Consider the following 20,659-nt stretch of genomic DNA (forward strand, 5'->3'; position numbering starts at 1 on the left):
CAGCATGAAACCCTATTGGTTCAAGAGCCTGTCGCCCCAGTGGCGCGCGCGCCTGATGCGGGTGGGATTCAACCTGCATCCGGCGTTCCGCGCCACCGGCGGCCGCGTCGTGCACGTGTCGCCGGATTTCCAGCACATCCGCATCAAACTGCCGCTCCTGCGCCGCACCCGCAATATCGTCGGATCGATGTACGGCGGTTCGCTCTTCGCGGTCACCGACGGCGCCCACCCCACGATGCTGATGGCCGCGCTGGGCGCGGACCACGTCGTCTGGGACAAGGCGGCGTCCATCCGGTACCGCAAGCCCGCCTACGCCACCCTGTACGCGGATTTCCGCCTGCCGGCCGGTGAAATCGCGGAGATACGGCGGATCCTGGCCCGCGACCATGAAACCACCCGGCACTACACGGTGGAACTCAAGGACAAGGACGGCGTCGTCTACGCCGTCGTGGAGCGCACGATCTACATCGCGGACAAGACGTTCTACAAGCAGAAGAACACAGGAGGAGACAAATGCCTTGCATCCCCGGAGGGCGATCCGCCGCCCTGAGCATCCTGCTGGCCGCCAGCCTGGCCGGCGGCCCCGCTCACGCTGCCGGCGTGGAGATCGCCGGCGTGAGCGTGCCGGCGGCCCTGTCGCCGGACGGCCGCGGCCTGGTGCTCAACGGCGCCGGCGTGCGCACGAAGTTCGTCGTCAAGGTCTACGTGGCGGCGCTGTACGCCACCGAAAAGAGCCGCGACGCCGCCGCGCTGATAGACAGCGACCAGCCTCGCCGCATCCGCCTGCAACTGCTGCGCGACGTGGACGGCAAGAGCCTGGACGGCGCCCTGCAGGACGGTTTGCGCGACAATACGCCCGCGCAGGAACTCGCCGCCCTGAAAGCGCCGGCGGAGCGCCTGTCCGGCCTGATGGCGGAAATCGGCGCCGTCCGCGAAGGCGACGTGGTCGACCTGGACTTCGATGCCCGCGGCGTCTCGGTCGCCGCCAACGGCACGCCGCGCGGCCGCATCGACAGCCCCGCTTTCGCGCGCGCCCTGTTGCGCGTCTGGCTCGGCGACAAGCCGGCGCAGGCCTCACTGAAGAAAGCCCTGTTGGGGAACTAGCGACGATGGAACGAATCTGGCAGAAAAGCTATCCGCCCGGCGTGCCCGCGGAAATCGAGATGGACGGCACGACCACGCTGGTCTCGATCGTCCGCGAAAGCTGCCGCCGCTACGCGGACAAGACCGCGTACCTCAGCATGGGCCGGCCGATGCGCTACGCGGAACTCGACCGGCTGACCCGCGACTTCGCGGCATGGCTGCACGCCAACGGCCTGCGCCGCGGCGACCGCGTCGCGCTCATGATGCCCAACCTGCTGCAGTACCCCGTGTGCCTGTTCGGCGCCCTGCGCGCCGGCTGCGTGGTCGTCAACTGCAACCCGCTCTACACCGCCCACGAACTCCAGCACCAGTTGGCCGACTCGGGCGCCCGCGCCATCGTGGTGGCCGACAACTTCGCCGCCACCCTGCAAAAGGCCCTGCCCGGCACCGCCATCGAGCGCGTGCTGGTGACTTCCATCGGGGAACTGCTGGGGCCGTTGAAGGGCCGCCTGGTGGATTTCGCGGTCCGCCGCGTCAAGCGCATGGTGCCCGCGTGGTCCCTGCCCGGTTCCACCCGGCTGGGCGATGCGCTGCGCGCGGGGCGCGGCGCCCCCTTCGCCGAAGCGGAACTGGATCAGCGCGACCTGGCCTGCCTGCAATACACGGGCGGCACCACCGGCGTGGCCAAGGCGGCCATGCTGACCCACGGCAACCTGGTGGCCAACGTCAGCCAGGCCTATGCCTGGGTCAGGCCGCTGGTGACCGAGGGCGAGGAATGCGTCGTGACGGCCTTGCCGCTTTATCACATCTTCGCGCTCACCGCGAACTGCCTGACCTTCATGAAGATGGGCGCGAGCAACCTGCTCATCGTCAACCCGCGGGACATCGCCGGGCTGGTCAGGGAAATGGGCAAGGTGCCGTTTTCCGCCTTCACCGGCGTCAACACGCTGTTTAACGCGCTGCTCAACTACCCGGATTTCGCGCGCCTGGATTTTTCGCGGCTGCGCCTCACGATGGGCGGCGGCATGGCGGTGCAGCGATCGGTGGCCGACCGCTGGAAGGCCGTGACCGGCCGGTCGCTGGCGCAGGCCTATGGCCTGACCGAAACGTCGCCGGCGGTCACGATCAACCCGCTGGACGTGCAGGTCTTCACCGGGTCCATCGGCCTGCCCGTGCCGTCCACCGATCTTTCCATCCGCGACGACGACGGCCGGGAGCTGGGCATCGGCGAACGCGGCGAAATCTGCGTGCGCGGCCCCCAGGTCACGCAGGGCTACTGGATGCGCCCCGACGAAACCGCGCTGGTCCTGTACCCGGACGGCTTTCTGCGCACGGGCGACATCGGCTACGTGGACGAGAACGGCTACGTTTTCCTGGTCGACCGCAAGAAGGACATGATCCTCGTGTCGGGCTTCAACGTGTATCCCAACGAGGTCGAGGACGCGGCCGCGCTGCATCCCGGCGTGAAGGAAGTGGCCGCGGTGGGCGTCCCGGACGAACGCTCGGGCGAAGCCGTCAAGCTGTTCGTCATCCGCAAGGACCCCGCCCTGGACGCCGAGACCCTGATCGCGCATTGCCGCAAGCATCTGACCGGCTACAAGGTGCCGCGCTACGTCGAGTTCCGCGACGACCTGCCGCGCACCAACGTCGGCAAGATCCTGCGCCGCGAACTCAAGCCCGCCGCGCAGCAGACCGAACCGGCGGCATCCTCGGCCAAGCCCTGAGGACGCGGGCGCCGCGCTACCACTGGCCGAAGAACACGCCGGCCCGCTTGTGCGCGTTGGTCGCCTTTTCCACGGCTTCGTCGCTGATCGTCGTGCGGCGCTTGCCGCGCAGCATCCAGTCCAGCAGGCGCTGGCGCAGTTCCAGCCGCGTGCCGGCATGCGCGCTGCTGCGGCCGAGGTCCTGGTATTCGTCGGGATCGGCATGCAGGTCGAAGAGCTGCTCGGGCTCGTCCAGCCAGTACACGTAGCGCCATCGGTCCGTCCGGACCGACCAGGCGCGGGCGTTCTGCGGCGTCTTGCCGCGCAGGACGCGCGCCTGGCGGAAGCTGTAGTCCAGTTCCGAAAACACGCAGTCCCGCCACGGCGCGGCGCCGTCCCCGCCATGCAGCAGCGTCTGAAGTTCCCGGCCCTCCAGCCGGTGCCCGGGTCCGGGCGTTCCCAACGCGCGCAGCACCGTGGGCACCAGGTCCACGCTTTCGACCATGTCGTCCAGCACCTGACCGCGCGTGGCGTCGGCCTCGGCCGACGGATCCATCACGATGAAGGGCACGCGCTGCACGGTGTCGTAGAACAGTTCCTTTTCGCCCAGCCAGTGGTCGCCCAGGAAGTCGCCGTGGTCCGCCGTGAACACAATGAGCGTGTTCTGCATCAGGCCGGCGCTTTCCATGTAGTCGAACAGCCGGCCGAGGTGGTCGTCCAGTTGCCGGATCAACCCCTGGTAGGCGGGCCGCACCACGCGCACGCACTCGTCGGTGGAGAAACTGACGCTTTCTTCCTGCTGCCGGTAGGCCGCCACGACCGGATGCGCGTCCGCCAGTTCTTCGCGGCTGCGCCGCACCGGCAGGCACTGGTCGGCCGTATAGCGCCGGTGGTAGGGCGCCGGCGCCATGTACGGCCAATGCGGCTTTACGTAGCTCAGGTGCAGCACCCAGGGCTGGCCGCCGCGCCGCTTCATGAAGTCCAGCGCCTGGTCCGTCATGTAGGCGGTCTCGGAGTGCGGCTCCGCCACGCGCGAGGGCAGGTGCACGTTGCGCATGTTCCAGCCGCTGACGACGCGGCCGTCCTCAGCCACCCCGGCGATGACGTAGTCGGTCCAGGGATCGGCGCTGTCGTAGCCGTGGCGGCGCAGGAAGGCCGGATACCCGCTTTCGTCGCCGGGCGTGTGGTGGCCGTCGTAGCGGTCCAGTTCGGTGAAGCCGCCGCGGGCGAGCAGGACGCCCAGCTCGGATGCCCCGTCGATGGCCAGCCGCTCCATGCCGGCCTTGTCCGGAATGATGTGCGTCTTGCCGGCCAGCGCCAGGTCGCGCCCCTGCCCCGCCAGGTATTCGCCCAGCGTGATTTCGTTCACGGACAGGGGTACCCGGTTCCAGGTCGCGCCGTGGCGCGACGGATAACGGCCCGTGTAGTAGCTCATGCGCGAAGGACCGCAGACGCCCGAATTCACGAAGGCGCGCTCGAAGCGCGCGCCGCGCGCCGCCAGCGCGTCCAGGCTGGGCGTCCGCAGATACGGATGGCCGTAGCAGCTCAGGTGGTCGGCCCGCAGTTGGTCCGCCATGATGAACAACACATTCTGCACCGTGCTCATCGCCGCTCCTATTGCTCCGCCTTGAAGCCGGAGGCGCGCACCACGGGCTCCCATTGCTCGCGGTAGGCCGCCAGCGCATCGGCGGTGCCGCGCGCGTCCAGGGACACCGGCTCCAGGTAGGCGGCACGCACGGCTTCCTGCATGGCGGGCTCGCCCAGGATCGCCGCGATGTCCGCGCCCAGGCGTCCGATCTTGGCCTGCGGCATCGCCGCCGGCGCAAAGAATGCGTTCCAGCCGTCGGCCGCGAGATTCACGCCCCCTTCGCGGAACGTCGGCACGTCCTTCAGTTCGGCGTCGCGCGCGTCGCCCGAGACGGCCAGGATCCGGATCTTGCCGGCGCGGTGCTGCGGCAGCAGGGTATCCAGCGTGTCGATGCCCTGCGGCAGGATGCCGCCTATCAGTTCGGAGATCAGCGGCGCCGAGCCGCGGTAGCCGACCACTTCCGGCTCCTGGCCGATCTCGCGGCCCAGCATCAGCGCGAAGAAATGCGGCAGGCTGCCCGTGGCCGGCACGCCCACGGTGAATTGCCCGGGGTGCGCCCGCAGCCACTGCCGCATGCCGGCCAGGTCCTGGATCGGCGAACCGGCGGAGACGGCCAGCGCGAACTTGTAGCGGCTGACCAGCGATACCGGCTTGAAGTCGCGCTGGGCATCGTAGCCGGGCTGGGCATAGACCAGCGGCGCCACCACCATGACCGCCGGGTTCGCCAGCATCAGCACGTTCTGGCCGGGCGCGGCCGCATGCAGGCCCTGCGCCGCGATCCGGCCGCCCGCGCCCGTCTTGTTCTCGACCACGACGGGCACGCCGACCCGTTCCTTCAGGCGGTCGGCGACCAGCCGCGCGATGCGGTCGGAACTGCCGCCCGGGGGATACCCCACCACGATCGTCAGCGCCCCGTCCAGCGGGGCCTGCTCCGCACAGGCCAGCGGCACGGTGCCCGCCAGCGTTGCCGCGACCGCGGCGCCTGCCATCCATTTACGCATCGTCTTCTCCTGGAGACAGCGGCCCGCTGTCGATTGTGCTTGTCACTGCCCGGCCGGTTCCCAAATAGGAAAATTGAATTTAGCAACGGGAGCATTTGTTGATCTAATCCAGGACTTCCCATAACGATATGCGGCGCGTCAAAGAGGAGCAGCCATGCCGACCGTCCCCCCGTCCGGCCAACGCCACCTTGAGGACATGTTGATGTACCGGCTGTACCAGGCCTGGGCGCAATCCAATCCGGTCTTCCTGCGCCTGTGCGAAGGGCGGTTCGGCATCACGCGCCGCGAATGGCGCATCCTGGCCTGCGCCGTCGAAGGCGGCATCATGAGTTCGGCCGAACTGGCCGCCGCCGCCAAGCTCGACCTGGCGCGCACGTCGCGCACCCTGGGCGCGCTATGCGAAAAAGGCTGGCTGCGCCGCCTGCACGACAGCGCCGACCGCCGCGTGGTGCGCGTGGAGGCGACGGCCGAGGGCCTCGCCCGCTACCAGGCCCTGCTGCCCGAAGTCTCGCGGCTGAACGACCTGCTGGTGCAGGACCTGAGCGACGCCGAGGTCGCCCTGCTGCGCGGCTTCCTCGGCCGCATCGAACAGCGCGGACGCCGCATGGCGGAAGACAACATCGTCGCGGAAAAAGCCAGCCGCCGCGAAGGCGGCACGCGCCGGGCCCGATACGCCTGAGGCGGGGCTGTCGCGCCGCGCCAACAAACGGCGGCCGATATCGCTGCCATGCGAACGATCCGCAAACCGCTGATAGCACGGCGCTTTTTCCGTATTGCCCTGCGAACCGCCCCCGCGCCGCAGGGCTTTCTTACATCTGGGATCGGCCCGTTTCCTGACATGCGCCTGGCATTCAATTAATAATAATTATCGCTTCCATTCGTATGTTCAATCGGCTGCCATCCACTCGCGGCCGCTGGGGAGATCTCTTGAACCACCATCCTTACCCGGCCGCCCGGCGCGGGCGGCCGCGGGCCCTGTTGCCCATCGCCGCCGCGCTGGCCGCCTGCCTGGGCGCGCCGGCGCGGGCCCAGCCCGCCCAGCCCACCACCGTCCTGCCCGCCGTGCAGGTCACCGGCACGGGCGAAACCGCCACCGGCCCGGTCGAGGGATACGTGGCCACGCGCAGTTCCGCCGGCACCAAGACCGACACGCCGCTGTCGGAAACGCCCCAGGCCATCACCGTGATCCCGCGCGACCAGATCGTGGACCAGGGCGCGCAGAACATCCAGGACACCATGAACTATGCCGCCGGGGTGCGGCCGAACGCCTACGGCGTGGACAACCGCGCCGACTACGTGCGCATCCGCGGGGTCGAGCCGGTGCAGTACCTGGACGGCCTGCGCCAGTATTTCAGCTTCAACAATCCGCGCACCGAGGTGTACGCGATGGAACGCGTGGAAGTGCTGCGCGGCCCCTCGTCCATGCTGTACGGACAGGGCAGCACCGGCGGCATCGTCAACCTGGTCAGCAAGCGCCCCCAGGCGGAAACGCAGCGCGAGATCGGCGTAGTGCTGGGCAACCACAACCGCCGCGAGATCCAGGCCGACCTGACAGGCCCGGCCAGCGAAGACGGCCAATGGCTGTACCGCGTCGTCGCCGTGGGGCGCGACAGCGACACCCAGGTCCAGCACGCGCCGGACGACCGCCTGATGCTGGCGCCGTCGCTGACGTGGCGCCCCAGCGCCGCCACCTCGCTGACGTTCCAGGCCACCTGGCAGAAAGACCGCGCGGGCACGACGCAATCGTTCCTTCCGTGGAGCGGTTCGGTGCAGGAGAATCCCAACGGCCGCATCCCGACGCGGCGCTTCGCGAGCGAGCCCGGCTTCGACGCCTACGACACCGAGCAATTCAGCGTGGGCTGGCTGTTCGAACACCAGTTCAACGACACCTGGAAAGTCCGCCAGAACTTCCGCAACACGGTCAGCAGCGTCGACTACAAGACGCTCTATCCCAACGTGTACGGCGACCGCCGCGGCGATTCGTACATCGATCCGGAACAACAGACCGTCGACCGCATCTTCTACGTCAACAAGCCGCGCATGCGCACCCTGCTGGCCGACCAGAACCTGGAAGGCAAGCTGAACTGGGGCCGCACCGAACACACGGTGATCTTCGGCATGGACTATTCGCGCTACCGCGAAACCGGCAAGACGGCCAGCGGCCTGGGTTCGCCGCTGAACCTGTTCCATCCGGAATACGGCAACGTGCCCGAGTACGAACTGTCGGACACGCCCAAGCTGAACCAGCAGCAACTGGGCTTCTACGCGCAGGACCAGATCAAGTTCGACAAGAACTGGATCTTCCTGGCGGGCATCCGCCGCGACCGCGCGGACAGCACCTCCGAGGGCCAGGACCGGGAAACCGACCTGGCCACCACCAAGCGCTTCGGCCTGATGTACGCCGCCGACAACGGCTGGTCGCCCTACCTGAGCTACAGCGAATCATTCACGCCGATCGCGGGCGCCGACTTCTACAACCAGCGCTGGAAGCCGATGCGCGGCAAGCAGGTGGAGGCCGGCATCAAGTACCTGCCGAAGGATGCCGACATCGAGTTCACCGCGGCCGCCTACGACCTGCGCGAAAAGAACCGCCAGACCAACGATCCCGACAACCCCAACAACCAACTGCAGGCCGGCAAGACGCGCACGCGCGGCGTGGAACTGGAACTGCGCGGCCGCGTCACCAGGGAACTGGACGTGATCGCCAACTACATCTACACCGACCTGGACCCGCAACTGGAGGCCCAGCCCAGGCACATGGCGTCCATGTGGGGCAAGTACCGCTTCGCGCTGGCCGGCCAGCCCGGCTTCGCGGTGGGCGCCGGCGTGCGCTACCTGTCGGCGTTCCGCGACGGCGGCGCGCCCGAAACGCCCGCCGTCACGCTGTTCGACGCCATGCTCAGCTACGACAACGGCCCGTGGCGCTACGCCCTCAACGTGAACAACATCGCGGACCGCACGTACGAGGTAGTCTGCCTGGACCGCGGCGACTGCTTCTACGGCGCCCGCCGCACGGTCATGCTCAGCGGCGCCTACCGCTTCTAGCGCCGGCCCGCCCGCTCCAGGACGGGAAAACCTGTACGTACATGCTGTACGTACAGGTGTACACTACGGTTTTTCAACCGCCCGACAGACGCGCGCATGAACGTCTGCAACCACAAAAACCGTCCTGGAGACTCCGACTGTGTCGAACGAAACTTCCCGCTCGCCCCTTTTTGGCATGATGCAGAAAATCCCCGGTGGATTGATGCTGGTGCCGCTGATCCTGGGTTCCCTGATCGGCACCTTCGCCCCTGACGCGCTGACCATCGGCGGTTTCACCACCGCCCTGTTCAAGAACAGCGCCATGCCGCTGATCGCGCTGCTGATCTTCGCGACCGGCACGCAGGTCAACACCCGCACCGGCGGCCCCATCCTGGCCACCGCCGGCACCATCCTGCTGATGAAAACCATCGTGCCCGCCACCCTCATCATCATCCTGGGCAGCTACGTGGGCCTGGACGGTGTGTTCGGCATCTCGATCCTGGCGATGCTCGCGGCCTTCGACAACAGCAACGGCGGCCTGTGGCTGGCCTACACCGGCCAATACGGCGACGCCCGCGACCGCGGCGCCTACGTGGCCAGCGCGATCAACGACGGCCCCTTCTTCAGCCTGCTGTTCCTGGGCGCGTCCGGCATGGCCGACATTCCGATGATCGCCCTGGTGGCGGCGCTGGTGCCGTTCCTGCTGGGCGTGCTCGTCGGCAACCTGGATCCCAAGTGGCGCGACGTGCTCAAGCCCGTGCCCAACATCGTCATCCCGTTCTTCGCCTTCGCGCTGGGCACCGGCATCAACCTGGGCGCGGTCATCAGCGGCGGCTTCAGCGGCCTGCTCCTGGGCCTGGTCATCAGCCCCATCACGGGCGGCCTGGTCTACCTGGGCTATCGCCTGATCCTGCGCCGCGGCGGCAAGAGCGGCCTGGGCTTCGCGGCCGGCACCACCGCCGGCAACGCCATCGCCACGCCCGCCGTGGTCGCGGCCGCCGACCCCAACTTCCAGCAGTACGTGTCGGCCGCCACCGCGCAGGTCGCCGCCTGCGTGCTGATCAGTTCCATCCTGGCGCCGGTGCTGGCCTCGTACTTCCTCAAGCGGGCGGGTGAACTCAAGTCCGAGGACGCGGACGCGCCGGAGGGCCTGCCCGCCGGCCTGCGCGAAGCGCGCGGGGAGGCGCTTTGAATCCTACGATCGCCATCGTCGCCGACGACCTGACCGGGTCGGGCGACACCGCGGTGCAGTTCGTCCGCGCCGGCTGGAGCACGCACCTGTCCATCGGCGGCGCCGACGAAGCGCTGTCGGGACCGGCCACGGCCGGCGTCGAAGTGCTGGCGGTAACGACCAATAGCCGCGCCCTGTCCGCCGCCGACGCGGCCCAGGCCGTGCGGCGGAACGTGCAGCGGCTGCGCGCGGCCGGCGTGTCGCGCCTGTACAAGAAGGTGGATTCCACCTTGCGCGGCGCGTTCAAGGCCGAGATCGACGCGGCGCGCGAGGCCTGGGGCCCGGACACGGTGGCGGTGATCTGCCCCGCGTTCCCGGCCACCGGCCGCACCGTCGAGCAAGGCATTCTCTATGTGAACGGCAAGCCGGTCACCGAAACCTCGGCCGCCACCGACCCGGTCACGCCGGTGACCGAAAGCCATATTCCCACCCTGCTGGGCTGCGCCCATGTGGCGGCGCGGGACGGCGACACGCCGCAAGCGCTGGCGGCGCGCATCCGGCAGGCCGGCAATATTGTGGTGGTCGACGCGGCCACCGACGCCGACCTGGAACGGCTGGCGCGCGCCATCGGCCTGCTGGGCGAAAGCGCCCTGCCCGTGGGCGCGGGCGGCCTGGCCGTGCCGCTGGCCCGGGTCTGGGCCGGCGCCGACCAGACGGCGCCCGTCGTGGTCGTCGTGACCTCCCAGCACAGCGCGGCGCGCGCGCAAGCCGCCGCCCTGCGGGCCGCGGGCGCCGACACCTGGACGCCGTCGCTGGCCCAGTTGGCGGACGACGCGGCATGGCAGGCCTGGAGCCGCCCCCTGCTGCAAGCGCACGCGCAAACCCCGCGGGAAGCCGGCACCGTGCTGCTGCTGGCTCCTGAAGGACAACTGGACGGCCTGGACTCCGAGACGGTCGCCGAACGCCTGGGCAGCCTGGCCGCGCAGCTCATCGCCGCCTCGCAGGCGGCCGGCGTCGTGGCCACCGGCGGCGACGGCGCGCGCAGCGTCCTGGTCGCGCTCGGCGCCCGCGGCATCGCGCTGGTGGACGAAGTCATGGGCGGCGTGCCCCTGGGCACGCTGACCGGGGGCACGGCCGCCGGCCTGCCCGTGGTGACCAAGGCCGGCGGCTTTGGCACCGAAGACGTACTGGTTCGCGCGGTCCGCGCGATCCGCGACAGGAGATTCAAGCGATGACACAACCCCAACCCAACAAGCTGCCCTTGCTGGCCGTGACCCTGGGCGACGTGGCGGGCATCGGGCCGGAGATCACGGCCAAGATGCTGATGGGCCATGACGACCTGCGCCAGAAGGCCCGCCTGCTGGTGGTCGGCGACGTGGACGTGATGGCCAATGCCGTGCGCGGCCTGGGCGGCGACCCCGCCATCGTCCGCAAGCTGGACCGGGCGGCCGACTGCGCCAACACGCCCGGCACGATCGAAGTGCTGCAGGCCGGCCCGTCGCTGGCCCACGTCAAGCAGGGCGAAATCAGCGCGGACGCGGGAGACGGATCGGTGCGCTTCGTCACCACGGCCTGCGCCCTGGCGCGCGCCGGCGAAGTCGACGGCATCGTGACCGCCCCGCTGAACAAGGCCGCCATGCACGCCGCCGGCCACAAGTGGCCCGGCCACACCGAACTGCTGGCCCACGAGTTCGGGGTCAAGACCTTCTCGCTGGTGCTGTCGGCCGGCGACCTCTACATCTTCCACGCCACCACCCACGTGTCGCTGCGCCAGGCCATCGAAGACTTGACGCCGGCGCGCATGCGCGCGGTGCTGCGCCTGGCCGGCTCGTTCGCCAAGGCGCTGGGCCGAGGCGACCAGCCGGTGGCCGTGTCGGGATTGAACCCGCACGCGGGCGAAAACGGCATTTTCGGCAGCGAAGACGCCGACATCCTGGCGCCCGCGGTGGCCGAAGCCAATGCCGCGGGCATCCTGGCGGCCGGCCCGATCCCGGCGGACGCGCTGTTCCCGCAGGCCGTGCGCGGCAAATGGCAGTTCGTGATCGCCTGTTACCACGACCAGGGCCACGCGCCCTTCAAGGCGGTCTACGGCGACGACGGCGTGAACATCACCGTCGGCCTGCCGGTCGTGCGCGTGTCCGTGGACCACGGCACCGCCTTCGACATCGCCGGAAAGGGAATCGCCCGCGAAGACAGCCTGGTCCTGGCCGCCGAGCGCGCCGCACACCTGGCCCCGGGCTGGACGCATGTATGGGAAACTGCGCGGGCACAAACCGGAGGTTGATTCCCATGGCGCCCGCCACGCACGACGCATTGCCCGTTCTTGACCGCTCCGGCGATACGCCGCTGCACGCCCAGGTGGCGGCCCTGCTGCGCGGATACATCCGCGGCAACAAGCTCGCGGCCGGCGCCGCGCTGCCCAGCGAGGCCGCCCTGTGCGAACGCTTCGGCGTGGCGCGCAGCGTCGTGCGCCAGGCGCTCGCGGCCCTGGCCGCCGAAGGTCTGATCCATCGCGAAAGCGGACGCCCCGCCACCGTCGCGGCGCCGCAGGAACATCGCCGGCTGGTGCAGCGCTCCACCGGCCTGTACGAGCAATTCGCCCAATCGGGCGTGGCCCTGCAAACGCGCGTGCTGACCTTCGCCCGCGCCGAGCCGCCGGCCGAAGTCGCCGAGTTCTTCGGCACCGGCCGCCTCTTGATGCTGGAACGCCTGCGCCATGTGGCCGAAGCGCCGCTGGCCTATGTGCGCACCTGGCTCCCCGCCGACGCCGTCCCCGGACTGCGTGCCGAAGATCTGGCCGACGCCTCCCTGCACGGCGTGCTCACGCGCCGTTTCGGCCTGCGCCCCGGCGCGGGGCGCAACCAGATCCGGGCGGTCGCCGCCGATGCCGCGCTGGCCGGCCTGCTGGACACGCCGGTGGGCACCCCGCTGCTGATGCTGCAGGGCCGCGGCATGGACCAGCACGGCCAGCCGCTGGAATGGTTCACCACCTGGCACCGCGCGGAGCAATTGGTGTTCGACGTGGACGTGAGCGTGGGCCACGAAAGCGTGCAGCCCCGCTTGCAGACCGCGCCGCCCGCGGCAAGCGCCGCGTCCGAAGCCGCCGGGAACGATCCGCTCGCGCGCGCCCAGGCACTGGTGTCCGAACTGTCCGCCGAACTGGCCAGGCTGCGCGGCCAGCGCTGAAACGCGCCGCGCCGCCCGCGAGGCCCCTCCCCGCTATCCCAGCAGGTTGTCCCGCACGTGCAGCAGATGCCGCCGCACGGCTTCCATGGCCCGTTCGCTATCGCGCTCGTGCAGCGCATCGACAATCTCGCGATGCTCGGCCTGATATGCCTGGCGCCTTTCCGGCGTCAGGCTTTTCCGCTTGAGCACGCCCCAACTGGCCTGCGATCGGGCCGCCGTCATCAAGGCGAACACTTTTTCGATAAAGAGATTGTGGGTGGCCGTGGCCATCAGCTCGTGCAGCTTGGCATCCCAGACTTCAAACGCTTCAAAGCTGGTCGCGGCCTCGGCTTCCCGGCAGGCATTCTGCATGGCGGCGAAGTCGGCGGGCGTGCCGTGCCGCACCACCAGCGCGGCGATGGCCGGCTCCAGCACCAGCCGCGCCGCCATCAGTTCGGCCGGACTGGTCGATAGCACTTCGCTGCGCAATACGGCCTCGGCCTGCGCCAGCGCCGAGGGCGGATTGGCATAGGTCCCGCTCCCCACCCGCTGCGAGATCAGCCCTTCATCCTTCAACTCGGACAGGGTCCGGCGCACCGTGGACCGGCTGATGCCGAACTGCTCGCTCAGGGCGCGCTCCGTGGGCAGGCGGTGCCCGGCCGGCCAGGCGCCGGACTGCAGGTTCTCGATGATGACCGCCCGCAAGGCGGAAGCTTTGTTCATGGGCTTTCCTGGAATGATCGGCGCCAATGATACCAAACCAGTCCAATTTGAGATGATATGTCGAATTTTTCGCCGAATCGGTTTATTTTGGTATATTCACAATCGAAATTGGGCCTGAAAATACTTTAATTGGTATTTTTTGGTATTAAATCAAAGGCGGCTAGCGCCGCCCTGGGAGCAGAAATGAAGATTGCAGTATTCCGAGTCGATGGCGAACGCCGGGTGGGCGTCGTTTCCGATGACGGCGCCACTGTCACCGCGCTGGGCTTCCCGCGGGATCTCGCGGACGGCGGCGCATTGGCCGCGGTCCAATTGCTGGCCGAAGGCCGGTCCTTGCCGGCCACGACCGGCCCATCCTACCGCTGGGACCAGGTCGAGCACGAAGCCCCCTTGCCCGCGCAGCGGCGCAACCTGTTTTGCGTCGGCCGCAACTATCACGCGCACGCCAAGGAATTGCGCGACTCGGTATTCAAGGACAACGACGCCAATCCCGAGTCCTGGCCCATCGTGTTCACCAAGGTCCCCGAAACGGTAGTCGGCCCGTGGGCCGACGTCCGGCTGCCCACGGGCATTTCGGACAAAATCGACTACGAGGCCGAGCTGGCGGTGGTGATCGGCAAAGGCGGCCGCAATATCTCGCGCGCGGAGGCCATGAGCCATGTGGTCGGCTACACGGTGGTCAATGACGTCACGGCGCGCGACGTGCAGATGCGCCACCAGCAGTGGGACCTCGGCAAATCGTTCGACACGTTCTGCCCCATGGGCCCGTGGCTGGTGACGGCCGATGAACTGGACGGCCGGAAAACCCGCGTGCGCTGCTGGGTGAACGGCGAACTGCGCCAGGACGGCAACACCGAAGACCTCATCTTCGACATTCCCACCTTGATCGAAACCTGCTCGCGAGGCATCACGCTGTATCCGGGCGACGTCATCGCAACCGGCACGCCGGCCGGCGTGGGCCAGGGCCTGACCCCGCCGCAGTTCCTCAAGCACGGCGATGTGGTGCGGGTGGAGATCGACGGCATCGGCAGGATCGAGAACCGCTTCGTCTAAGACAAAGCGCCGGCATGGACACGGCGCGACGACGCGGCACCTAACGACACAAGGAGTGAGACATGAACCTGCGTTGCAAGCAGGCGGCCGCGGCTGCCCTGCTATCGTTTGGCGCGGCCGGCGCGATGGCCGCCGGCTATCCCGACCATCCCGTGACCATGATCGTGCCGTTCCCGCCCGGCGGCGTCGCCGACACGATTGCGCGGCCGCTGGCCCAGGCCATGGGCGACAAGATGGGCCAGCCCATCGTCATCGAAAACAAGGGCGGCGCGGGCGGCGCCATCGGCATCGGCCAGGCGGGACGCGCCAAGCCTGACGGCTACACGATCCTGATGAGCCTGTCGTCCATCTCCATCCTGCCCGCGGCGGACCGCCTGCTGGAACGCAAGCCCGCCTACCAGTTGGATCAGTTCGTGCCGATCGCGCGGATCACGGCCGATCCGACGGTGCTGGTGGTGCGCGCCGATGCCTCCTACAAGACGCTGCGGGAGTTCATCGACGCCGCCAAGAACCAGTCCGGCAAGTTCAGCTACGGCAGCTCGGGCATCTACGGCACCATGCACGTTCCGATGGAAATGCTGCAGAACTCGGCCGGAATCAAGATGATGCATGTGCCCTTCACCGGCGCCGGCCCGGCGGTGCAGGCGCTGGTCGGCGGACAGGTCGACGCGCTGGCCACCGGTCCGTCCAGCGTCATGCAACTGATCCAGGCCGGGCGCGTCAGGCCGCTGGCGCATTGGGGTGACGGCAGGCTCGACAGCCTGCCGCAAGTGCCGTCCTTCAAATCGCAAGGCTACGACATCAGCTTCGTGCAATGGTCCGGCGTATTCGCCCGCACCGGCACGCCGCCTGAGGTCGTCGACCGGCTGCGCAAGACCGTCAAGGAAATCCTTGACGATCCCGGCGTGCAATCCCGGATCGCCGGCACCGGCAGCCCCGTGCAATACCTGGATGCGCCGGCCTTCGATGAATACTGGAAGAAGGATTCCGTATCGCTGGAGCAGGCGGTGCAGAAAATAGGCAAGGTCGAGTAAACGGCGGAGCCCGCGGGCCCCGCGCCATGGAAGGCCGCCGCTAAGCGGCGGCCTGCCGCGCCAGGGCCTTGCGGTCCACCTTGCCCACCGCGTTCTCGGGCAGGCGCTCCAGCCACAGCACGTCGCGCGGTACATAAATGCGGCCCAGGCGGGCCAGCACCTCGGCCTGGATGGCCGAGGCGTCCGGCCCATCATCGCCCGCGCGCTGTACGAAAATCACCGGCACTTCGCCCAGGTCCGCGTCCGGCGCGCCCACGACGCAGCACGCCGCCACGCCCGGCAAACCGGTAACGACGCCCTCGACCAGCGCGGGCGAGATGTTCTCGCCTCCCCGGATGATCACGTCCTTGATGCGGCCCGTGATGCTCAGGTAGCCCTGTTCATCGAAACGCCCCAGATCGCCGGTGCGCAATAGCCGCAACGCGCCCTCGTCCGCGCCCTCCACGCCCAGGTAACCCAGCATCAGACTATCGCCCGCGATGCAGATCTCGCCTTCGCCGCCCGGCGCGGCCTCGGTGCCGTCCGGCAAGCGCAGGCTCACGCTCTGCCCCGCCAGCACCGTGCCCACCGAGCCCACGCGCCGCGCGCCGGGCGGATTCATGGTGGACGTGCAGGTGGCCTCCGACAAACCATAGGACACCACCAGCGGGCAGCCCAGGAACGCCTCGATGCGCCGGTGCAGCGCCTCGGTGATCGGGGCCGAGCCGCAACGCGCGAAGCGCAGGCCCGCCAGGCTGTCCGGATCGAATTCCAGTTCCAGCATGCGGGCGTACATGGTGGGCACGCCGGTGACGATGGTGGGTCGGAACGCGCGCAGCAGGCCCGGCATGTCGTCCGCGCGGAAGCGGCCCGCCAGCGCCACGCTGGCCCCCGCCAGCAGCGGCGCGAAAATCTGGTTGTTCAGCGCGTTGGTATGGTGCAGCGGCATCACGTGCAGCAGGCGATCTTCCGGCGTCAGGCCGGTGTGCGCCAGCACGCCGCGCGCATTGTTGGCCAGGCCGCGGTGGCTCAGGAGCACGCCCTTGGGGTGGCCCGTGCTGCCCGAGGTGAACAGCAGCAGGCCGGGGTCGCCGGGCGCGACGCCGGCCGCGATGCTCCAGTCCAGCGGGCCTTGCGCGACGCGCCCCGCGTCCAGCCGGCGCGCCGGCGCCAGGCCGCTGGCCTGCGCGGTTCCGGCATTGGGCTCGTCGTACAGCATCCATGCCAGGCCCACCGCCGCCACGCGCCTTGCGGTCTCTTCGACCGACAGCCGCGGCTCCAGGGGGCACGGGCACGCGCCCGCCGCCATCGTTCCCAGGATGGCCAGCACCTGCTCCAGCGACCGCTCCATGGCGATCGCCACATAACTTCCGGGCGCGACGCCGGCCGCGCGCAAGCCGCCCGCGACCCGCCCGACCCGGCCATGCAGATCCTCATACGTCAGCGCGCCTTCCGCGGTCACGATGGCCGGGCGCGCCGCCCATTGCGGCTGGCTCCAGGCGCGCGCGCACGCCGCCGCCAGGGTGGCATCGGGTATCGTCATGGCGGACTCCTAGCGCAGCGCGACCGCGGCGTCGCGTTCGAACTGCCCATCGGCATCCAGCTCGCGCAAGGCGCGGGCCTCGGCCGCCGTGGGCGGCTCGGAGGGCGCCGCCCCCGCCGCGTCGAAGTCGAAGCCGGTGCGCTCGCGCACTTCGGACAGGCTGGACTCGGGATGCCACGATTGCAGCGCCAGCCTTCCGTCGCGCTTGACGAATACCGCGATGGGCGTCACCACGCCGTGGAACCCGCCCCAGGACGTCATGAAGTCCAGCTTGGGCACGAAAGTGCGGCGCGAGTGTTCCGTGCGCCAGGTGCAGGCGCGCCTGGCCGTCGGCAGCATCACCGCGCCGCCGCCGCCGCCCGGCAGGCGCACCTTGGGTTCGTGCCAGTCGCCGATGCAGGAATTGTTGGCGCAGCCCTCGCCGTCGATCTGCGCCGCGCCCAGGAAGGTCAGGTCCATGCGGCCGCGGGTGCAGAGGTCGTAGAAGTCCTCGTTCGAGAAGATCGACGCGGTGTGTTCCGCCAGCACCGGATCCGAACTGGAAAGCGGAATGTGCGAAGGCCGCGGGTTCACGCCCCCGGCCACGTTGATGTAGACGAAATCGAAGTCGTAGGCGCGCTTGGCCAGCAGGCAGGCCAGCATCGGCATGGTGGAATTCACGCCGCTGAAGGTGATCTCGTCCGGGCGGATGAAGCGCGCCAGGTTGGTCACGATGTACGAAAAGCCCGACCATTGCTCAGCCATGATGCACCTCTTGCGCTTCGGGCGCGGCGGCCATGTGCGCCTGCAGATCGCCCTGCTTGTCCATGTATGCCTCCACCGCCGGATAGTCGATGGCGTAGTCGGGCCAGCAGGATCCCGGCCACGCGCCCCGCGGCACCACCGCGTACGCCTGCACCATGAAGAACGGGATCAGCGTGGATTCCGGGTTCGCCTCGAACACGGCGCTGTCGACGACTTTCTCGGCCACCACCAGCACGCTGCCCGCGGCGCGCGACATGATGCGGTCCCAGTGCGCGGTGCCATGCACCCGCACGTTGCCCCGCGCGTCCACCTCGGAAGCCTGGATCACGGCGAAGTCGGGCCGGATCGCCGGCACCACCCAGGTCTTCTGGCCGCTGCCGTAGGGGTCGTCCAGGCATTTCCAGCCGTTGAGTTCGGGCAGCCCGCTGCCGTGCAGGCCGCCGCAAGGCTGGAACGGCACGCCGAAAGCCGCCGCCCGCAAGCCGGCGGTCAGGCTGGCGCAGGCATGCTCCTCCAGTTCGATCTCGCGGCGCTCCACGGCCTTGCGGTACCACGGCGCCAGGCCGAAGTTGCCTTCCATCGCGACGATGCCCGCGCGCACGCGGCGCAGCGCGCCCGCGCGGCACAGAATGTCCACGTCGTAGCCCGGCGACTGCTTGACCAGTTCCAGGCCGCGCCGCCCCTGGCGGATCAGTTCGCGCACGAAGGCGAACGGCCCGCGGTGCAGAAAGCTGCCGCCCAGGGCGATCGACGCCCCGTCCGGCACCAGCGCCGCCAGCTCCGCCAGCGAACGCCGCTTGTTCTCTTGGTTGAATCCCGATGCCATGTTGTCTCCTTGCCTGCTTTGTCTTGTAGGGCTAGCGCGCCTGCAGATAGGCCGCCACGCGCGCCTTCAGGCCGGGCTGGGCGGCCGAGCGCACCAGGCGGGCCAGGTCGGTGTCGGGCGCTTCGGCCGACAGCGCCGCGTATAGCTGGACGCGGCTGGCGCACGTCAGGGCGGACGCGGTCTCCAGCGCCTGCCGCTCGATGTCCGGCCATGCTGGCGGCGCCGCGAGCCGGCTGGCGAAGCCGTCTCGCAAGGCCTCTTCCGCGCCGAACGTGGCGGCCTGCTCCAGGATGGCGCGCGCGCGCTCCGCGCCCACCAGCGACGCGAAACGCCGCGTGCCCAGCACCAGGCCGAACTTCAGCCCGGGCATGCGGAACGTGGCGTCCGGCGCGCTGACGCGCCACTTGCAGGCGCCGAACAGGTCCACGCCCGCGCCGAAGTTGCGCCCATGCGCCAGCGCCACGGTCAGGCAGGGCGAGCCCGCCAGCCGTTGCAGCAGCATTTCGATGCGCACGAAGCGCAGCAGCAGGTCGCCTTCGCTCTGCGCCTCCCAATCGCCGAAGTCGAAGCCGGCGCTGAAGTTCCTGCCTTCGCCCTTCAGCACGATGAGCCTGGCGCCTTGCGCCTCGGCCTCGTCCAGCGCGGCGATCAGGGCCTCCACCAGGTCGGCCGACAGCGCGTTCATTTTCTCGGGCCGCGACAGCGTAAACACGCGGCTGTCGCCCTGTCCGTCGATACGCAGGGCGCCGCTCATGCCGCCGCCCCCTTCTTGCCCGCGCGCAGCGCGCCCAGCACTTCGTCATTGTGCTCGCCCAGCGCGGGCGGGCGGCGGCGCAAGGCCGTGGTCTCGCCGTCGAAGCGCACCGGCAGGCCGAAGGTGCGCGTGCGCACGCCGTTAGGCAGTTCCACTGACTGCACCCAGCCCATGTGTTCCACCTGCGGGTCGGCCAGCACTTCGGAATAAGTGTTGATCGGCGCGCACGGCACGCCGGCGGCGCGGAAGCGCGCCAGCCAGGTCTGCGCGTCCTCGGCCTCGAAGATGGCCTCCAGGATCTCGCGCAGCTCGGTCTGGTTGCGCGCGCGGGCGCTGGTATCAGTAAAGCGGGAATCGGCCAGCAGGTCTTCCCGGCCGACCACGGCGCACACGCCCTTCCACAGCGCCTGGTTGCCCGCAGCCATGCCGAAGTAGCCGCCCTTGCAGCGGAACGCCTGGTACGGCGCGTTGCGCGGATGCGCCGAACCCAGCTTGACCGGATCCCGGCCGCTGCCGAAGAACTCCGAGGTCTGCAGGGCCGCGATGCCCAGCGTCGCGCCCAGCATCGGCACGTCGATGTGCGTGCCCTGCCCGCTGGCCTGCGCCGCCCGCAGGGCCGACGCGATGGCGAAGGCCCCGTACAGCCCCGCCGAAAAGTCCGCTACCGGCACGCCGCACTTCACGGGTTCCCCGCCAGCTTCGCCCGTCACGCTCATCAGCCCGCTCATGGCCTGGATGGTCAGGTCGAAGCCGCCTTCCTGCGAACGCGGCCCCGACTGGCCATAAGCCGAAATCGAACAATAGACGAGCGCGGGATTCACTTCGCGCAACTGGGCGTAGCCCAAGCCCAGGCGGTCCATCACGCCCGGCCGGTTGTTCTCGATCAGCACGTCCGCCGTCGACGCCAGTTCGCGCGCCAGGGCCAGGTCGGCCGGGTCTTTCAAGTTCAGCGTCACCGAACGCTTGTTGCGGTTGAGCGACGCGAAGTTCTCGCTGTAGCCGTCGGAGATGGGCGGCCAGCTTCGCAGTGTGTCGCCGCCTTCGGGGTTCTCGACCTTGATCACGTCGGCGCCCATATCCGCCAGCAACATGCCGCAAAACGGGCCCGCCGCGACGTTGCAAATTTCCAGCACCGTGATGCCGGCCAGTGCCGAATTGGGTGTCATGTCTGACCTCTCGTTATGAAAATTCAATATTTGGGATTCGAAAAATATTATAAGAGCGCGCCGCCCGGAATGGCATCATCCGGCCTGGCCTGGCCAATTTCG

At 69.1% G+C, this 20,659-nt stretch carries 19 protein-coding genes; 11 read left to right on the forward strand and 8 right to left on the reverse strand.

What is annotated here, in order from left to right; all coding sequences use genetic code 11:
* Positions 1-4: 4 nt before the first annotated feature.
* Genes WHX56_RS25395 through WHX56_RS25405 form a run of 3 tightly spaced genes read left to right on the forward strand, consistent with a single transcriptional unit; the run spans position 5 to position 2,807 of the window.
* Positions 5-550 carry a DUF4442 domain-containing protein gene (locus WHX56_RS25395; RefSeq protein WP_287751569.1) on the forward strand — a complete coding sequence of 182 codons (546 nt, stop codon included), beginning with the start codon at positions 5-7 and terminating at the stop codon, positions 548-550.
* Complete coding sequence (locus WHX56_RS25400) at positions 514-1,104, forward strand: chalcone isomerase family protein (RefSeq protein WP_338879328.1); 591 nt, start codon at positions 514-516, stop codon at positions 1,102-1,104. Before WHX56_RS25395 ends, WHX56_RS25400 begins: the two co-directional genes overlap by 37 nt.
* 5 nt (positions 1,105-1,109) lie before the next feature.
* Complete coding sequence (locus WHX56_RS25405; RefSeq protein ID WP_338879329.1) at positions 1,110-2,807, forward strand: AMP-binding protein; 1,698 nt, start codon at positions 1,110-1,112, stop codon at positions 2,805-2,807.
* A gap of 16 nt (positions 2,808-2,823) precedes the next feature.
* Here the strand turns inward: WHX56_RS25405 and WHX56_RS25410 are convergent, their stop codons facing one another.
* Together WHX56_RS25410 and WHX56_RS25415 are read right to left on the reverse strand one after the other, a co-directional pair.
* Positions 2,824-4,392, reverse strand: coding sequence for a sulfatase-like hydrolase/transferase (locus WHX56_RS25410; protein WP_338879330.1), 1,569 nt, complete (start codon positions 4,390-4,392; stop codon positions 2,824-2,826).
* Positions 4,393-4,400: 8 nt separating this feature from the next.
* The gene (locus WHX56_RS25415; RefSeq protein ID WP_129245157.1) at positions 4,401-5,375 is read right to left on the reverse strand and encodes a Bug family tripartite tricarboxylate transporter substrate binding protein; all 975 of its coding nucleotides are present in this window, start codon (positions 5,373-5,375) and stop codon (positions 4,401-4,403) included.
* 154 nt (positions 5,376-5,529) lie between these two features.
* On the opposite strand from WHX56_RS25415, the gene WHX56_RS25420 reads away from it, so the two are divergent.
* The 6 genes from WHX56_RS25420 (at position 5,530) to WHX56_RS25445 (ending at position 12,756) form a co-directional block, all read left to right on the forward strand.
* Positions 5,530-6,054 carry a MarR family winged helix-turn-helix transcriptional regulator gene (locus WHX56_RS25420; protein ID WP_338879331.1) on the forward strand — a complete coding sequence of 175 codons (525 nt, stop codon included), beginning with the start codon at positions 5,530-5,532 and terminating at the stop codon, positions 6,052-6,054.
* Between the two features lie 248 nt (positions 6,055-6,302).
* Positions 6,303-8,420 (forward strand): TonB-dependent siderophore receptor, encoded by a 2,118-nt coding sequence (locus WHX56_RS25425; RefSeq protein ID WP_338879332.1) that lies wholly within the window; start codon positions 6,303-6,305, stop codon positions 8,418-8,420.
* Positions 8,421-8,559: 139 nt separating this feature from the next.
* On the forward strand, positions 8,560-9,591 hold the full coding sequence (locus tag WHX56_RS25430; RefSeq protein ID WP_422393622.1) for a 2-keto-3-deoxygluconate permease: 1,032 nt from the start codon (positions 8,560-8,562) through the stop codon (positions 9,589-9,591).
* Positions 9,588-10,805 carry a D-threonate kinase gene (gene dtnK, locus WHX56_RS25435; protein WP_338879333.1) on the forward strand — a complete coding sequence of 406 codons (1,218 nt, stop codon included), beginning with the start codon at positions 9,588-9,590 and terminating at the stop codon, positions 10,803-10,805. The genes WHX56_RS25430 and dtnK overlap by 4 nt, the downstream gene beginning before the upstream one ends.
* Entirely contained in the window at positions 10,802-11,854 is a 1,053-nt protein-coding gene (pdxA, locus tag WHX56_RS25440; protein ID WP_129245163.1) for a 4-hydroxythreonine-4-phosphate dehydrogenase PdxA, read from the forward strand. The genes dtnK and pdxA overlap by 4 nt, the downstream gene beginning before the upstream one ends.
* Before the next feature lie 5 nt (positions 11,855-11,859).
* Positions 11,860-12,756 (forward strand): GntR family transcriptional regulator, encoded by an 897-nt coding sequence (locus tag WHX56_RS25445; RefSeq protein WP_338879334.1) that lies wholly within the window; start codon positions 11,860-11,862, stop codon positions 12,754-12,756.
* A gap of 33 nt (positions 12,757-12,789) precedes the next feature.
* On the opposite strand, the gene WHX56_RS25450 is transcribed toward WHX56_RS25445, so the two are convergent.
* Positions 12,790-13,458 (reverse strand): FadR/GntR family transcriptional regulator, encoded by a 669-nt coding sequence (locus WHX56_RS25450; protein ID WP_129245167.1) that lies wholly within the window; start codon positions 13,456-13,458, stop codon positions 12,790-12,792.
* A 183-nt stretch (positions 13,459-13,641) separates the two neighbouring features.
* On the opposite strand from WHX56_RS25450, the gene WHX56_RS25455 reads away from it, so the two are divergent.
* Together WHX56_RS25455 and WHX56_RS25460 are read left to right on the forward strand one after the other, a co-directional pair.
* On the forward strand, positions 13,642-14,511 hold the full coding sequence (locus WHX56_RS25455) for a fumarylacetoacetate hydrolase family protein (protein WP_287751554.1): 870 nt from the start codon (positions 13,642-13,644) through the stop codon (positions 14,509-14,511).
* 62 nt (positions 14,512-14,573) lie between these two features.
* Positions 14,574-15,545 (forward strand): tripartite tricarboxylate transporter substrate binding protein, encoded by a 972-nt coding sequence (locus tag WHX56_RS25460; protein WP_338879335.1) that lies wholly within the window; start codon positions 14,574-14,576, stop codon positions 15,543-15,545.
* Positions 15,546-15,585: 40 nt separating this feature from the next.
* Here WHX56_RS25460 and WHX56_RS25465 read toward each other — a convergent pair whose 3' ends face one another.
* Genes WHX56_RS25465 through WHX56_RS25485 form a run of 5 tightly spaced genes read right to left on the reverse strand, consistent with a single transcriptional unit; the run spans position 15,586 to position 20,557 of the window.
* The gene (locus WHX56_RS25465; protein ID WP_338879336.1) at positions 15,586-17,067 is read right to left on the reverse strand and encodes a class I adenylate-forming enzyme family protein; all 1,482 of its coding nucleotides are present in this window, start codon (positions 17,065-17,067) and stop codon (positions 15,586-15,588) included.
* Positions 17,068-17,076: 9 nt separating this feature from the next.
* Entirely contained in the window at positions 17,077-17,811 is a 735-nt protein-coding gene (locus WHX56_RS25470) for a CoA-transferase subunit beta (RefSeq protein WP_129245175.1), read from the reverse strand.
* Positions 17,804-18,637, reverse strand: coding sequence for a CoA transferase (locus tag WHX56_RS25475; protein WP_338879337.1), 834 nt, complete (start codon positions 18,635-18,637; stop codon positions 17,804-17,806). The genes WHX56_RS25470 and WHX56_RS25475 overlap by 8 nt, the downstream gene beginning before the upstream one ends.
* A gap of 31 nt (positions 18,638-18,668) precedes the next feature.
* Complete coding sequence (locus WHX56_RS25480; RefSeq protein ID WP_287751393.1) at positions 18,669-19,391, reverse strand: enoyl-CoA hydratase/isomerase family protein; 723 nt, start codon at positions 19,389-19,391, stop codon at positions 18,669-18,671.
* Positions 19,388-20,557 (reverse strand): CoA transferase, encoded by a 1,170-nt coding sequence (locus WHX56_RS25485; RefSeq protein ID WP_338879338.1) that lies wholly within the window; start codon positions 20,555-20,557, stop codon positions 19,388-19,390. The genes WHX56_RS25480 and WHX56_RS25485 overlap by 4 nt, the downstream gene beginning before the upstream one ends.
* Between the last annotated feature and the right edge of the window lie 102 nt (positions 20,558-20,659).

Source organism: Achromobacter veterisilvae (assembly GCF_037619525.1).
Lineage (GTDB): Bacteria > Pseudomonadota > Gammaproteobacteria > Burkholderiales > Burkholderiaceae_B > Achromobacter > Achromobacter veterisilvae.